The 14,348-nt window shown below is 69.5% G+C and carries 11 protein-coding genes; 1 reads left to right on the forward strand and 10 read right to left on the reverse strand.

The window, feature by feature from the left end:
- Nucleotides 1-129: 129 nt before the first annotated feature.
- Nucleotides 130-1,146, reverse strand: a complete 1,017-nt coding sequence (locus tag Saso_RS31855) for a PLL family lectin (RefSeq protein ID WP_189922932.1) — start codon at nt 1,144-1,146, stop codon at nt 130-132.
- Between the two features lie 78 nt (nt 1,147-1,224).
- On the opposite strand from Saso_RS31855, the gene Saso_RS31860 reads away from it, so the two are divergent.
- Nucleotides 1,225-1,599, forward strand: coding sequence for a PIN domain-containing protein (locus tag Saso_RS31860; protein ID WP_189922930.1), 375 nt, complete (start codon nt 1,225-1,227; stop codon nt 1,597-1,599).
- A 422-nt stretch (nt 1,600-2,021) separates the two neighbouring features.
- Here the strand turns inward: Saso_RS31860 and Saso_RS31865 are convergent, their stop codons facing one another.
- From Saso_RS31865 to ngcE, 9 genes are all read right to left on the reverse strand, one after another.
- Nucleotides 2,022-3,512 carry an amino acid permease gene (locus Saso_RS31865; RefSeq protein ID WP_189922929.1) on the reverse strand — a complete coding sequence of 497 codons (1,491 nt, stop codon included), beginning with the start codon at nt 3,510-3,512 and terminating at the stop codon, nt 2,022-2,024.
- Nucleotides 3,513-3,668: 156 nt separating this feature from the next.
- Nucleotides 3,669-5,597 (reverse strand): 1-deoxy-D-xylulose-5-phosphate synthase, encoded by a 1,929-nt coding sequence (gene dxs, locus Saso_RS31870; protein ID WP_189922927.1) that lies wholly within the window; start codon nt 5,595-5,597, stop codon nt 3,669-3,671.
- A 192-nt stretch (nt 5,598-5,789) separates the two neighbouring features.
- Entirely contained in the window at nt 5,790-7,136 is a 1,347-nt protein-coding gene (locus Saso_RS31875) for a sugar ABC transporter permease (protein ID WP_189922925.1), read from the reverse strand.
- On the reverse strand, nt 7,133-7,924 hold the full coding sequence (locus tag Saso_RS31880; RefSeq protein ID WP_078615460.1) for an ATP-binding cassette domain-containing protein: 792 nt from the start codon (nt 7,922-7,924) through the stop codon (nt 7,133-7,135). Before Saso_RS31880 ends, Saso_RS31875 begins: the two co-directional genes overlap by 4 nt.
- A 264-nt stretch (nt 7,925-8,188) precedes the next feature.
- Complete coding sequence (locus Saso_RS31885; protein ID WP_372442518.1) at nt 8,189-9,292, reverse strand: sugar ABC transporter substrate-binding protein; 1,104 nt, start codon at nt 9,290-9,292, stop codon at nt 8,189-8,191.
- Between the two features lie 123 nt (nt 9,293-9,415).
- A complete protein-coding gene (locus Saso_RS31890) occupies nt 9,416-10,615 on the reverse strand; it encodes an ROK family transcriptional regulator (RefSeq protein ID WP_189922921.1) in 1,200 nt (399 codons plus the stop codon).
- Between the two features lie 225 nt (nt 10,616-10,840).
- Nucleotides 10,841-11,773 (reverse strand): carbohydrate ABC transporter permease, encoded by a 933-nt coding sequence (locus Saso_RS31895; protein WP_189922918.1) that lies wholly within the window; start codon nt 11,771-11,773, stop codon nt 10,841-10,843.
- A 2-nt stretch (nt 11,774-11,775) separates the two neighbouring features.
- On the reverse strand, nt 11,776-12,702 hold the full coding sequence (locus tag Saso_RS31900) for a carbohydrate ABC transporter permease (RefSeq protein WP_189923383.1): 927 nt from the start codon (nt 12,700-12,702) through the stop codon (nt 11,776-11,778).
- A gap of 44 nt (nt 12,703-12,746) precedes the next feature.
- Nucleotides 12,747-14,240 carry an N-acetylglucosamine/diacetylchitobiose ABC transporter substrate-binding protein gene (gene ngcE, locus Saso_RS31905; protein WP_189922916.1) on the reverse strand — a complete coding sequence of 498 codons (1,494 nt, stop codon included), beginning with the start codon at nt 14,238-14,240 and terminating at the stop codon, nt 12,747-12,749.
- Nucleotides 14,241-14,348: the final 108 nt, after the last annotated feature.

Here is a 14,348-nt window from a genome sequence, read left to right on the forward strand (position 1 = left end):
CGGCGGGGGCCCTCTTCTCGCACGCCGCCCCGCGGGCCGCGCCCGCACGGGACGGCGGTCAGTGCCTCGCGGCCGTCACACGGAGGCCGTCGTGCGGTGGCCGTCACGCGGGGCGTGACGCGGGGGCCGTCACACCGTGCGCCAGGCCGTCAGAGCCAGGCCGGGCTCGTCCTTGCGGCGGGTGAGCCGGAGGTCACCGGTCGACGGGGACAGGGCCGCCGCGACCACCCGGCCCTCGTGGTCCTTCGCGAGCGCCACCACGGCGTCCTCGGGCAGCTGCGGGCCCGACTCGGCCCACCAGGCGCCCGCCGACTCCCGCTCGGTCGGATACGCGGCGAAGGCCACCCGGCCGCTCGCCGAGCGCTGCGCCAGCAACGTGCAGTCGTGACCGTCGAGTTCGGTGCGGATCGCCGCCACCGGGCCGTCTCCGGCGGCCGGAAGCACCCGGACGGGGTCACCGCCGGGACGCCAGGCGCACACATCGCCGCTCTCGTCGGTGTAGAAGAGCGTGGTGTGCTCCGCGGAGGTGGCCAGCGCCCGCAGCGTGCGGGGCCGCACCGGTGTCCGCAGCGGCTCCTGGAGCACCGGCTGGGCGCCCGCCGCCGCCTGGCGCCAGTGCAGGATGCCGCCGGACACGGCCGCGTACGCCTGGACGAGGCCGGACTCCCCCGTCACCGCGACCGGCGGGCCCTCGACGCCCTGCCCCTTCAGGTCGCGCCAGGGGTCCCAGCCGCCCTTCTCCTTCTGGGCGACCATGCACAGTCCCGTCCCGATGTTGCGGGCGAAGACGTGCGCCCGTCCCTGGGCGTCCACGGCGACGGCGGGCGTACCGGTGCGGTCGCCCTTCTTGTTGGGGTGGCCGACGGGTGCCCAGTCCAGGGCGGCGAGCAGCGGCCTGAAGTGCGTGCAGTGCACCAGGCCGGCCTCCCCCTTCACCGTCGGCCGCCAGGCGGCGAGGTGGGCGTAGCCGTCGGCGCCCTGTCCGACGGCCGCGCCCGGGTGGACCTTCTGGTCGCCGCCCAGCGTGCGCGGAGCGTCCCACGACCCGCCCGGGAGGTGTTCCGCCCGGCACAGGACGCCGTCGTCCGACGTCAGATAGACACTGAGCCGCCCGTCGCGGCCGCGTATGAGCCAGTCGCCGTTCACCCGGTCACTTTATGACGGGCCCTTCCGGCGCCCGCGCGAGGGTCACTTCCCGGGTCGGGGCCGTGCGACCCTGGGCCCATGGACGACGCCCCGCCCGCGCTGCTCGTGATCGTCGACGCCGCGAACGTCGTCGGGTCGGTGCCCGACGGCTGGTGGCGCGACCGGCGGGCCGCCGCGGAGCGGCTGCGCGACCTGCTGGCGGCGCGGGGCCTGCGCGGTCACGAGGGGCCGACGGAGATCGTGCTCGTCGTGGAGGGCGCGGCCCGCGGGGTGGAGCCCGTGCCCGGGGTGCGGGTGGAGGCGGCGCCGGGAAGCGGGGACGACCGGATCGTCGAGCTGGTCGCCGGATCCGCCGGGCGCCCCCGCGTGGTCGTCACGGCCGACCGCGAACTGCGCCGCCGGGTCACGGCCCTCGGCGCCGACGTGACGGGCCCACGCACGGTCCACGGCTGACCGGACCGGGTCTGCGCCACCGGTTCTCGCGCCGGAACGCTCCCGGACCGCCCGGGCTCGAGGCTGAACGGGCCCCGGCGCCCGGGCGGACGGCCGGGGCCGGGGCGGCCCCACCAGGGGCCGGGACAGCGGCGCGCCGGGGCCGCGACGGCCCCACCGGGGCCCGCGACGGCGACAGGCCGGGGCGGCGCCACCAGGGCCCGTGACAACGACTGGCCGGGGCGGTGCCACCGGGGGCCGTGACGACTACTGGCCGGTTCCGCGCCAGCGTCGGGCGCGGGACCGGCCCGCGGCTGAACGGGCCCAGGTGCCCGGGCGGGCGGCCGGGGGGCGGGGCCGGGGCTGTGTGGGGGCGCGGGTCCGGTTCGCGGGCGGCCCCGCCGGGGCGTGGGCGGCGTGGTTGACCGGGCCGTCCGGACCGGTCAGGCGGCGGGGGTCTCCTCGTGGCGCTCCAGACGGCTGTGGGAGCGGCCGTAGAGGAAGTACACGACGAAGCCGATGACCATCCAGATGCCGAACCGCAGCCAGGTCTCGGCGGGCAGGTTGAGCATCAGCCACAGCGAGGCGCAGACCGACAGGATCGGCAGGAAGGGGACCCACGGTGTGCGGAAGGACCGGGGCAGGTCGGGGCGCGACCTGCGCAGGATGATCACGCCGATCGCGACGACGATGAAGGCGAACAGGGTGCCGATGTTCACCAGCTCGGCGAGCTCGCTGAGGCTGGTGAAGCCGGCCAGGATCGCGATGAGCACGCCGAGCAGGATGGTCGGCCGGTGCGGGGTCTTGAACCGCGGGTGGACGTGGGAGAAGAAGCGCGGCAGCAGCCCGTCGCGGCTCATGGCGAAGAAGACCCGGGTCTGGCCGAGCAGCAGGATCATGCAGACGGTCGTCAGGCCGACGGCGGCGCCGAAGCTGATGAATCCGGCGAACCAGGGGTGCCCGGTGGCCTTGAAGGCGTCGGCGAGCGGGGCGCTCACGGACAGCTTGGTGTAGTGCTCCATCCCGGTGACGACGATCGAGACGGCGACGTAGAGGACCGTGCAGATGACGAGCGAGCCGATGATGCCGCGGGGCATGTCGCGCTGCGGGTTCCTGGTCTCCTCGGCGGCGGTGGCGACGACGTCGAAGCCGATGAAGGCGAAGAAGACGACGGAGGCGGCGGTGAAGATGCCCATCACGCCGAAGTTGGACGGCGCCCAGCCGAAGATCAGCTGGATCAGCGGGGCCTTGAGGCCGCCGCCCGCGTCGACGGCCTGGGCCTTCGGGATGAACGGGTCGTAGTTGTCGCCGTGGATGAAGAAGGCGCCCGCGACGATCACGGTCAGGACGACGATCACCTTGATGGCGACGACGACGGAGGTGACCCGCGCGGAGAGCTTCGTGCCGACCACGAGGATCGCGGTGAGCAGCAGGACGAGGCCGGCGGCGAGGATGTCGAAGCCGAAGCCGTCGGCCCCCTCCCGGCCGCTGAGCGCCGCCGGCAGGTGCCAGCCCGCGTTGTCGAGCAGCGAGGCGATGTATCCGGACCAGCCGACGGCCACCACCGCCGTGCCGAGCGCGAACTCCAGGACCAGGTCCCAGCCGATGATCCAGGCGGGGAGTTCGCCGAGGGAGGCGTACGAGAAGGTGTACGCCGAGCCGGCCACCGGCACGGTGGAGGCGAACTCGGCGTAGCAGAGCGCGGCGAGCGCGCAGACGACCCCGGCCACCACGAAGGCCAGGGCGACGGCGGGACCGGCGTTGTTCTTGGCGACCGTGCCGGTGAGGACGAAGATGCCGGTGCCGATGATGACGCCGACGCCGAAGACGGTGAGGTCCAGCGCGGACAGGGATTTCCTGAGCGCATGCTCGGGTTCCTCGGTATCGAGGATGGACTGCTCGACCTTCTTCGTCCGGAAGAGGGTGCTGCTCACGGGTTACCTCCCACGCTGCGTCGTCCTCGACATGATCGAGAGGGGGCGTAGACCGTATGCCCCGACGCGGGCCGGTTAACGCGAATGGACCGGTTCCACCACTCTTCTCCGTGGTGGAACCGGTCCATTCGGGCGGCTCGGCGTGCCCGGCGGGCGTCAGTCGCGGGCGGACTCCACGGAGTCGGCCTCCGCGGCCGCCGGGTTGCCGTACCGGCCGTCGAGCTTGGACACCAGACCGGTGACCTGGCGGGCGATGTCGGGGGCGGTGAGCCCGATCTCGGCCATGACCTCCGCGCGGGAGGCGTGGTCGAGGAAGCGGGGCGGGATGCCGAAGTCGCGCAGCGGGACGTCGACGCCCGCGTCGCGCAGCGCCTGGGCGATCGCCGACCCGACGCCCCCGACCCGGGAGTTGTCCTCGACCGTCACGACCACCCGGTGCCGCTCGGCGAGCGGGGCCATGGCCTCGTCGACGGGCTTGACCCAGCGCGGGTCCACGACGGTGGTGGTGATGCCCTGGCGGTCGAGGAGCGTCGCGATCTCCAGGCACATCGGGGCGAGGGCGCCCACGGAGACGAGCAGCACGTCCGGCGTGTCGGTGCCGCTCTCGCGCAGCACGTCCATGCCGCCGACGCGCCCCACGGCGGGCACGGCGGGGCCGACGGCGCCCTTGGAGAAGCGGACGACGGTCGGGGCGTCCTCCACCTGGACGGCCTCGCGCAACTGGGCGCGGACCTGGTCGGCGTCGCGCGGGGCGGCGAGCCTGAGGCCGGGGACGACCTGGAGGATCGACATGTCCCACATACCGTTGTGGGAGGCGCCGTCGGTGCCGGTGACACCGGCCCGGTCCAGGACGAACGTCACACCGCACTTGTGCAGGGCGACGTCCATCAGGACCTGGTCGAAGGCCCGGTTGAGGAAGGTGGCGTACACCGCGAACACCGGGTGCAGCCCGCCCGCGGCCAGTCCCGCGGCGGAGACGGCGGCGTGCTGCTCGGCGATGCCGACGTCGTAGATGCGGTGCGGGAAGGTGTCCGCGAACTTCTTCAGTCCGACCGGCTGGAGCATCGCCGCCGTGATCGCGACGATGTCCTCCCGCTCCTTGCCGAGCTCGACCATCTCGTCGCCGAAGACCGAGGTCCAGTCGGCGCCCGAGGCCTTGATCGGCAGACCGGTGTCGGGGTGGATGGGGCCGATGCCGTGGAAGCGGTCCGCCTCGTCCTGGAGGGCGGGCTGGTAGCCGCGGCCCTTCTCGGTGAGGCAGTGCACGATGACGGGGCCGCCGAAGCGCTTGGCGCGGGCCAGCGCGGACTCCAGGGCCTCGATGTCGTGGCCGTCGATCGGGCCGACGTACTTCAGTCCGAGGTCCTCGAACATGCCCTGGGGGGCGATGAAGTCCTTGAGGCCCTTCTTGGCGCCGTGCAGGGTCTCGTAGAGCGGCCGGCCGACGACCGGGGTGCGCTCCAGGAGGTCCTTGCCGCGGGCGAGGAAGCGCTCGTAGCCGTCGGTCGTGCGCAGGGTCGCGAGGTGGTTGGCGAGACCGCCGATGGTCGGCGCGTAACTGCGCTCGTTGTCGTTGACGACGATGACCAGCGGCCGGTCCCCGTCGGCGATGTTGTTCAGCGCCTCCCAGGCCATACCGCCGGTGAGCGCCCCGTCACCGATGACGGCGACCACGTGGTCGCCGCGGTCGAGGATCTGGTTGGCCTTGGCGAGACCGTCGGCCCAGCCGAGCACCGTGGAGGCGTGGCTGTTCTCGATGACGTCGTGCTCGGACTCCGCCTGCGAGGGGTAGCCGGACAGGCCGCCCTTCATCTTCAGCCGTGAGAAGTCCTGCCTGCCGGTGAGCAGCTTGTGCACGTAGGACTGGTGGCCGGTGTCCCACAGCACCTTGTCCTTCGGGGACTCGAAGACCCGGTGCAGGGCGATGGTGAGCTCGACCACGCCGAGGTTGGGGCCCAGGTGGCCACCGGTCTTGGAGACGGCGTCGACGAGGAAGGTCCGGATCTCCCCTGCCAGCTTCTCCAGCTCCTCCAGGCTGAGCCGGTCCAGATCGCGCGGTCCCCTGATGCGGGTCAGCAGCGGCACCCGTGCCTCCTTGCGTAAAAGCTGATCGAGCTGTTGCCGGGCTCGTCGAAGTCTAATGTTCCGCCCGGGCGTCCGGTGTCCGGCCCGGGGGTCCGGTGTCACGCGAACGGCAGTACCCAGGATCGGCCCTCCCTATGACACGACTGTGCCCGGCATCGCGGGGATGCCGGGCACAGCGGGTCACCAGGAGCGTCAGCCGCGGCCGGCGGCCTTCTGGCTCTTGCGGGACACCGAGTCGATGACGACCGCGCCCAGCAGAACACCACCGGTGATCATGTACTGGATCGAGGTGTTCATGTTCAGCAGGTCGAGGCCGGTCTGGATGGACTGGATGACCAGCATGCCGAGGAGCGCGGACCACACCGTGCCGCGGCCGCCGAAGAGGCTCGTGCCACCGATGACGGCCGCCGCGATGGCGAGCATCAGGGTGTTGCCGCCACCGGCGTTCAGCGTCGCGGACGCCGTCTGGCCCGCGAAGAACATGCCGCCGACCGCCGCGAAGCCACCGGAGATGGCGAACACGGTGATGCGGACCATCGGCACGTTGATACCGGCACGGCGGGCCGCCTCGATACCGCCACCGACCGCGAAGACCTTGCGGCCGTAGGTGGTGCGGCGCAGCACGAAGTCGACGATCACCAGCGCCGCGAGGAAGATCACCAGCGCGTTGGAGACACCGGACGCGTTGTTCAGCACGCTCGCCGCCAGGAAGGAGGCGACGGCCAGGGCGCCGACACGCAGCAGGATCTCCGTGGTCGGCCGGAACGGCACACCGGCGGCCCGGCGGCGGCGCTGCTCACCGAAGTTGCCGACGGCCGTCAGGACGACCGCGAGACCGGCCAGCAGGTAGGCGCCGATGATGGCCTGGTCCATGAAGAAGGAGTTCTGGCCGAGCAGGTGCACCGGGCCGGAGTCCGACGGGATGTTGATCGTGCCGCTGGAGCCCAGCAGCCACAGCATCAGACCGTTCCAGCCGAGGAAGCCGGCCAGGGTGACCACGAAGGCCGGTACGCCGATCTTCGCGAAGAACCAGCCGTGCAGGGCGCCGATGCCGATGCCCGTGATGATCGTCAGGACCAGCGACAGCCACGGGTTCATGGTGTGGTCCACCACGAACACGGCGAACAGCGTGGACGCCAGACCGCTGACGGAACCCACCGACAGGTCGATCTCGCCGAGCAGCAGGACGAACACCAGGCCGATGGCCAGCATGCCGGTGGCCGACATGAAGTAGCTGATGTTCGAGAGGTTGTCCGCGCTCAGGAACAGGTCGTTCTTCGCCTGGAAGATCGTCCAGATGACGATCAGGCCGAGGACGACCGGGATCTGGCCCAGCTCGCCGCCCTTGACCTTGCGCTTGAACTCGGTGACGTAGCCCTTGAAGCCCTCCTCGCGCACCAGCAGGCGCGGGTCGACGACGGCGATCGGCGCGGCCGTCGGGTCGTCGGCGGGGGCGACGGTGGTCTGGTCCTCGATGACGCCCCCGGCCTTCTGGGGCTCCGAGGAGTCGCTCTTCACGGTCTTGGACGTGTCGCTCACTTTGCCGCCTCCGCGGTGCGACGCCCCGCACGACGGGTCACGGCGTTGTCCGTGGCACCGGTGATCGCGGCGATGATCTCTTCGTGGCTGGTGTCCTTCACCGGGAAGGAGCCGTTGTTCTTGCCCAGGCGCAGGACGGCGACGGTGTCGGCGACCGCCTTGACGTCGGCCATGTTGTGGCTGATGAGGATGACGCCGAGGTTGCGCTCGCGCAGCCGCTCGACCAGGTCGAGGACCTGTGCCGTCTGCTCGACACCGAGGGCGGCGGTGGGCTCGTCGAGGATGACGACCTTCGGGTCACCGATCAGGGCGCGCGCGATGGCGACGACCTGGCGCTGGCCACCGGAGAGGCTGGCGATCGGGATCCGGACGCTCGGGATGCGGATGGAGAGCGTCGACAGCAGCTCGCGGGCGTTCTTCTCCATCGTCACCTCGTCGATGACGCCGCGGTGCAGCAGCTCGCGTCCGAGGTAGAGGTTGCCGACCACATCGAGGTTGTCGCACAGCGCGAGGTCCTGGTAGACGGTCGCGACGCCGAGTCCCTGCGCGTCGTGCGGCCGGTTGATGCTGACCGGCTTCCCTTCCCACTCGATGACGCCCTCATCGATGGGGTGGACACCCGCGATCGTCTTGACCAGGGTGGACTTTCCTGCGCCGTTGTCGCCCACCAGGGCGACCACTTCTCCGGCGTGGACCTCCAGCTCGACGTCGGTGAGTGCCTGCACCGCACCGAATCGCTTGGAGACTCCGCGCAACGCCAGCACGGGCGTAGCGGACACGTGAACCATCTCCTTCGCCGCCTGACCGGCGGGGATGCCGCGCGCAAAGACAGGCGCGGAGGGATGTGCGCGGCGGGCGGGATGCCACGTCGACGCACGAGGTTTACAAGATGAACATGCGTGAATCCGCTGCGCTTGGCAACGGTTCCGTCCGACGCCCGCCCCGGCAGCGGGGTGTGAAGGTGGGGCGGGCGTCGGACAGGTCTCACAGGACCGCAGGGCGGTCGGCGGGTCCCGGGGGCCGGCCGGAGCGGGCTCCCGGGACCGGATCGCCTACTGGAGGCCGGCGGTCTTGCAGGCGGCGGCGTACTCGCCGGCGCAGATGTCGGCGACGGTGTAGAGACCGTCCTTGACGACCGTGTCCTTGATGTTGGCCTTGGTGACCGACACCGGGGTCAGCAGCTGCGAGGGGACCTTGTCACCGGAGCCGCTGGTCAGCGTCTGGGTGGCCAGGGCCTTGATGTCCTTGCCCTCGAGCAGGTCGACCGCGAGCTGGGCGGCGGCCTCGGCCTCGGGCTTGAAGGCCTTGTAGACGGTGGAGGACTGGGTGCCGGCGACGATGCGCTGGATACCGGCGAGCTCCGCGTCCTGGCCGGTCAGCGGGATGCCGCTGATCTTCGCGCCCTTCAGGGTGTTGGCGATGCCACCGGCCATGCCGTCGTTGGCGGAGTAGACGCCCGCGATGTTCTTGGCGCCGAGCTGCGTGATGGCCGCGGACATCTTCTGCGCGGCGACCGTGTCCTTCCAGAGGCCGGACTGCTCGTAGGCGATGTCGACCTTGCCGTCGAGCGCCTTGTGGGCGCCTTCCTTGAACTGGCCGGCGTTCGGGTCGGCGTCGTCACCGTTGATCATGACGACCTTGGACTTCGTGGTCGCCTTGGCGCCGAGGGCGTCGAGCAGGGCCTGGCCCTGGAGCTCGCCGACCTTGACGTTGTCGAAGGAGACGTAGGCCGAGACGGGGCCCTGGGCGAGGCGGTCGTAGGCGACGACCTTGACGCCCTTGTCCACCGCGGACTGGATCGAGGACTTGATCGCGGCGGAGTCCTGGGCGGAGATCACGATGACCTTGACGCCCTTGGTGACCATGCTGCTGACCTGCTGGGCCTGCTTGGCCGAGTCGGCGGCGGCGTTCGCGTACTCGAGCTTGCAGTCGGAGCAGAGCGCCTTGACCTTGGCGTCGAAGTACGGCTTGTCGAACTTCTCGTACCGCGCGGTGACGCTGTCGGGGAGCAGCAGGCCGATGGACTTGGAGCCGGAGTTGCTGCTGCTGCCGGAGTCGCTGTCCTTGTCGTCGCCCGCCTTGCCGCACGCGGCAATCGAAAGCGCCATGGACACGGCGGTTGCGCCGATCACGACTCTACGCATCGTTGCGTTCATTTGAGGTGTGCCTCCCTGACAGGGCCGCAACGCTGCGGCCGAGGTGGCTGGAAGTCAACTCGGCCACACGTGCGACGTCAAGAAGTAAATACTTAACGAGATGGCAACGGCGTCATTCGTTCTCTAAGTGAAGGCAGGTGTGGCTGCGTTCAGCGTGCCGTCCAAAAGGGTCGAATCGCCCATCTCGCTCAGCGCGAGAGCGAGCGCTCCGAGCACCTCCGCACGGCCCCCAAGTGCCCCCGGGAGAACGGAAAGTTGGCGTGCCGCACTGGGGATCGCATAGCGGCCGACGGACTCTCTGATCGGACCGAGCACCAGCTCACCGGCCTCGGCGAGATCACCGCCCAGGACCACCCGGCTCGGGTTCAGCAGGTTGCAGAGATTGGCGACTCCACTGCCGATGTGTCGGCCGACGTCGGCGATCACCCGACGGCAGCCTGGATCGCCGTCCCGCGCCAGCCGTACGACGCCTTCCATCGTCAGATCCGTGCCGTGACTGGACTGGAGGAGCGGCAGCACATAGCGCGCCGCCGCGAAGGTCTCCAGGCAGCCCCGGTTTCCGCAACGGCAGACGGGGCCGGACTCGTCAAGTGTAATATGTCCGATTTCTCCGGCGGTGCCGCCGGGACCCCGGTAGATCTTCCCCTCGATCACCAGGCCGGCGCCCACACCGCTCGCGACCTTGATGTACGCGAGATCGCGGACGCCTCTGCCACTGCCCCAGACCATCTCGCCGAGGGCCCCGAGGTTGGCGTCGTTGTCCACGTGCACGGGCACGCCGAGACGGCCCCTCATCTCCTCGGCCGGCCTGGTGCCGATCCAGCCGGGCAGGATCGCGGAGGATCCGAGGCTCCCGGACTCCAGATCGATCGGCCCGGGCACGCCGAGACCGACTCCCGCGATCTTCGTACGGTCCACCCCGGTGGCCTCGATCAGCCGCGTGACCAGCTGTTCCGCCCGGTCGAAGCCCTGTGTCGAGGAGGCGTCCACATCGAGCGGCTCGGACTCCTCGGCAAGGACCTGGTGGGCCAGGTTGCCGACGGCCACCCGCAGATGGGTATGCCCGAAATCCACCCCGATGACGATGCCCGCGTCGCCGCTCAGACTGACGCTGCGAGCCCTTCGTCCACCGGCCGAGGTGGGCGTGACCTCGACGGTTCCGCCGTCCTTGAGCTCGCGCACGATGTTGGAGACGGTGGCGGCGGACAGCCCCGTGGTCCGGGCGATCTCCGCCTGCGTGAGGGACCCGGCCAGACGCACGGCGCGTACGACTCGCTCCAGGTTGGCTCGGTGCAGCGACGACTGCGACCCCGGAGTCTCCACGACGACCTCCTGCGCGCGGGACCGCATCGATGAGGCCCCGTCTATGTCCAACTAGTGAACTCTAAGCTGAGCCGTTCGGGTCGCCTCCCGTCAAGAGGTTGAACAGTATCCGCATGCGTGTGAAGCAACACGGAGGGTGTTCGACGCGGGGGTCGCGGGGTGTGCGGAAGCGGCTGCGCGGCGTCACGGAGGGGTGCGGGAAGGCGGGCGGGAGCGGGCCGGGGCCTACTTCAGCGCGCCCGCGGTCAGCCCCTGGACCACCTGCCGCTGGAAGACGACGTAGGCCGCCAGCACCGGCAGCATCGCCATGACGAGGCCGGCGAAAAGTCCCGACCAGTCACCCTTGTACCCCTGGCTCACGGCCAGTTGGACCAGGCCCTGGGTGAGGACGTGCTTGTCGGGGTCGGTGTTCAGGACCGTGGGGAGCATGTACTGGTTCCACTGGCCCAGGAAGTTGAAGATACCGACGCTGATCAGGCCGGGCTTGGCCATCGGCACCATGATCTGGAAGAACGTCCTGCTGTGCGAGGCGCCGTCCACGAAGGCCGCCTCCGCCACCGACGTCGGCAGCGTGCGGAAGAAGGCCGTCAGGAAGAACACCGTGAACGGCAGCGAGTAGGCGATGTACACCAGGATCAGGCCGTGGATGGAGTTCAGCAGGCCCATGTTGTTCACCACGTAGAACAGCGGGACCAGCGCCAGCATGATCGGGAAGCTCATGCCACCGACGAACAGGTAGTAGATGAAGCGGTTGCCCGGGAAGTCGAACCGCGCCAGGACGTAGGCGGCCATGGAACCGAGCACCAGCGTGCCGACGAGCGAACCGCCCACCACCAGCACGGTGTTGAGGAAGTAGTCGCTCATGTTGGCCTGGGTCCAGGCCCGCGACCAGTTGTCGAAGTGCAGCTTGTCCGGCAGCGACCAGGGCGAGCCGAAGATGGAGCCGTCGTCCTTGAAGGAGGTCATCACCGCCCAGAGCAGGGGCAGTACGACCATGACCGCCCAGATGACCAGGATGCCGTGGGAGAAGACGTTGAGGACGTTTCCTTCCTTTTCCCTGCCCTTGGGCCGCTTCCCGGTCGGCAGGTCGACCTTCGTGACGGGGATGCCGGAGCCGGACTCGGCCGGCAGGGGCGCGGGGGTCTCGGTCGTCTTCATCGTCAGTACTCCAGCCGCTCGCGCCGGCCCAGCCGCATCACGACGGCGGCGAAGGCCAGCGTCACGACGAGCAGGGCCACGCCGATGGTGGTGGCATAGGCGGCCTGACCGTCACGGAAGGCCTTCTGGTACACGTACAGGACCATGACGGTGGTCGAGTAGTCGGGACCGCCGGGCCCGGTCGTCATGATCTGCACGACCGCGAACGACTCGGCGCCGAGCGCGAGGATGCCCATGTAGACCCAGCCGGACTGCACGGTGTCCCAGAGCAGCGGCAGGGTGACGCGGAAGAACGTCGCGGCCCGGCCCGCGCCGTCCAGGAGCGCGGCCTCGTAGAGGTCCGCCGGGATGGAGGCCATGCCCGCCGAGAAGAGCACCACGAAGAAGCCGACCGTGGACCAGACGAGCACCGCCATCACGCACCACAGCGCGAGATCCGGGTCGCCGAGCCACAGGGGCTGGACCCCGTCCAGGCCGATCCCCCGCAGGAACGAGTTGATCGCGCCGCTGTCCGGGTTGTACGCGAACGCGAACAGCAGCGACACGATGGCGATCGACAGCACCTGGGGGAAGAAGTACACGATCTTGTAGAAGGAGGAGCCCCGGACCCCGGAGACGACCGGGCCGCCCTTCCTTCCGCGTCCACCGACATTGATCATGAAGGCGAAGAACAGTGCCAGCCCGATCGTCACCACCGGCAGCACGAGCGCGAACATCAGGCTGTGCTGCAAGGACTTCCAGAAGATGTCGTCGTCGAGCATCCTGCGGTAATTGTCCAGGCCCACCATCTTGAATTCGGGGCTGAGACCGGTCCAGTCCGTGAACGAGTAGTAGATGGACTGGACGAACGGCCACACCACGAAGAGCGCGTACAGTCCCAGGGGCAGCGCCAGGAACCCCACGACGAACCGGTACTTGCCGTGCTGCATCGCCACTCCGGTGCTTTATGGATGATTCGCCGTGCCGCTCGCCGTCACTGGTGTTTGTAATGCTTGATCGACGTGTCCTTGGCCGCCTCGTCGGCGTATCCCTGGATCTTCTTGATCGCCTCGGCCGGGGTGAGCCGCCCCGCCATCATCTCGCCGAGACCGGACACCCCGATCTTCTCCTTCTGCAACTGGACGTACCAGTCCTGGAGTCGCGGATTCACCACGTTGTCGCCGGCCTTGTCCAGTGCCGCGACCCCTGATTTCAGACCCGGGGTGAGGGTGATGCCGTCGGTGCCCCCGTTGTAGGCGGTGAGCGATTTGACCTTGGACGTGAAGTTCTTGGAGGACGCCTCGCTGAGCATGATGCGCAGCTGCTCCATGCCGCCCGCCGCGTTGTTCGCCCGGTCCGGCACGACGAACGGCTCGCCGCCCGAGGCCCAGATGGTGCCGAAGGGCATCTTGTCGGAGGAGTCGATGCCGGTGGGCGCGGACACGGCCAGGTCGAAGTCGGCCGGGATGACGTTGGCCGATTCGTTCTCCACCCAGGAACCGTTGGGGATGAAGAGGGCCTTGCCCTTGGCCCACGCCGTCTGGGACTGGATGTGGTCGAGGCCCGGGGTGCCCTGGAGGACGTAACCCTTCTTGTAGAGCTCGTAGTAGGCGTCGAAACACGCCTTGACCGCCGGGTGCTTCCAGGCGTTCGGCTCCAGGTTGTCGATGGCGTCGAGGACCTCGCGGCCGCCCACCTTGCCGATCATCGGATAGAGGGAGAACGGCAGGTAGTAGGGGTATTTGCCCGCGTACGTCCAGCCCGCGATGCCCTTCTTCTTGGCCTTCGCGCAGACGGCGAGCATCTGGTCCCAGGTCTGCGGGTACGTGGCGTCGAGCGAGTCCAGGGCCTTCTGCGAGTACCAGACGCCGTAGACGGTGTAGGCGTAGTACATGATCCACACCGGGTCGCCGTCGAACTGGCCCATCTCGACGATGCCTGGCCGCAGGGTGTCACGGACCTTCTTGTTCGGGTCGTCGAAGGAGGCGGCGTCCAGCAGCGGGGTGAGATCGGCGAGCTGCTTCTTGCCGACCAGGACGCCCATGTCCATCTGCTCGGCACCCGAGTTGTCGATGAGGTCGGGCGGCGTGCCTTGGTTGAAACGGGGCTGGAGGGTCGACTGGATCTTCTGCGTGGCCGAGAACTTCACCTTCGCGCCGGGGAAGCTCTTCTGGTAGATCTTGACCGCGTCCTCGGCGTACTCCTTGCCGAAACCGCCGTCGAACAGGACGAATTCCAGCGGGGCGGTCTCGTTGACCGCGAGGGGGTTCTTCGCGGTCTTCTTTCCGGCCTTCGCCTTGTCCTCGCCACCTCCGCCGCCGCTGCTGGCACAGGCGGACAGGAAGCTCATCGTGGGAACGGAGATCAGGCCGAGCGCCGCGGATCTCCTGATCAGGTCCCGGCGGCCGAAACCCGTCGTTCCCCGCTTCTCGCTGCCGCGCTCGCCGGGGGTGTTCTCGGAGCCGTTGTTCTCGGAGTGGGATCCCATGCTCAAGTCCTCGCCTTCTCCAGGACTCAGGCGGTGCACCGGATCCTTCCCGGCACCGCGGGTCAGGTCAAGCAGGGTCGTGCGGATCTTACGGTTCGAGGCATCGAC

It is taken from the genome of Streptomyces asoensis (genome assembly GCF_016860545.1).
In the GTDB taxonomy this organism is placed as follows: Bacteria; Actinomycetota; Actinomycetes; order Streptomycetales; family Streptomycetaceae; genus Streptomyces; species Streptomyces asoensis.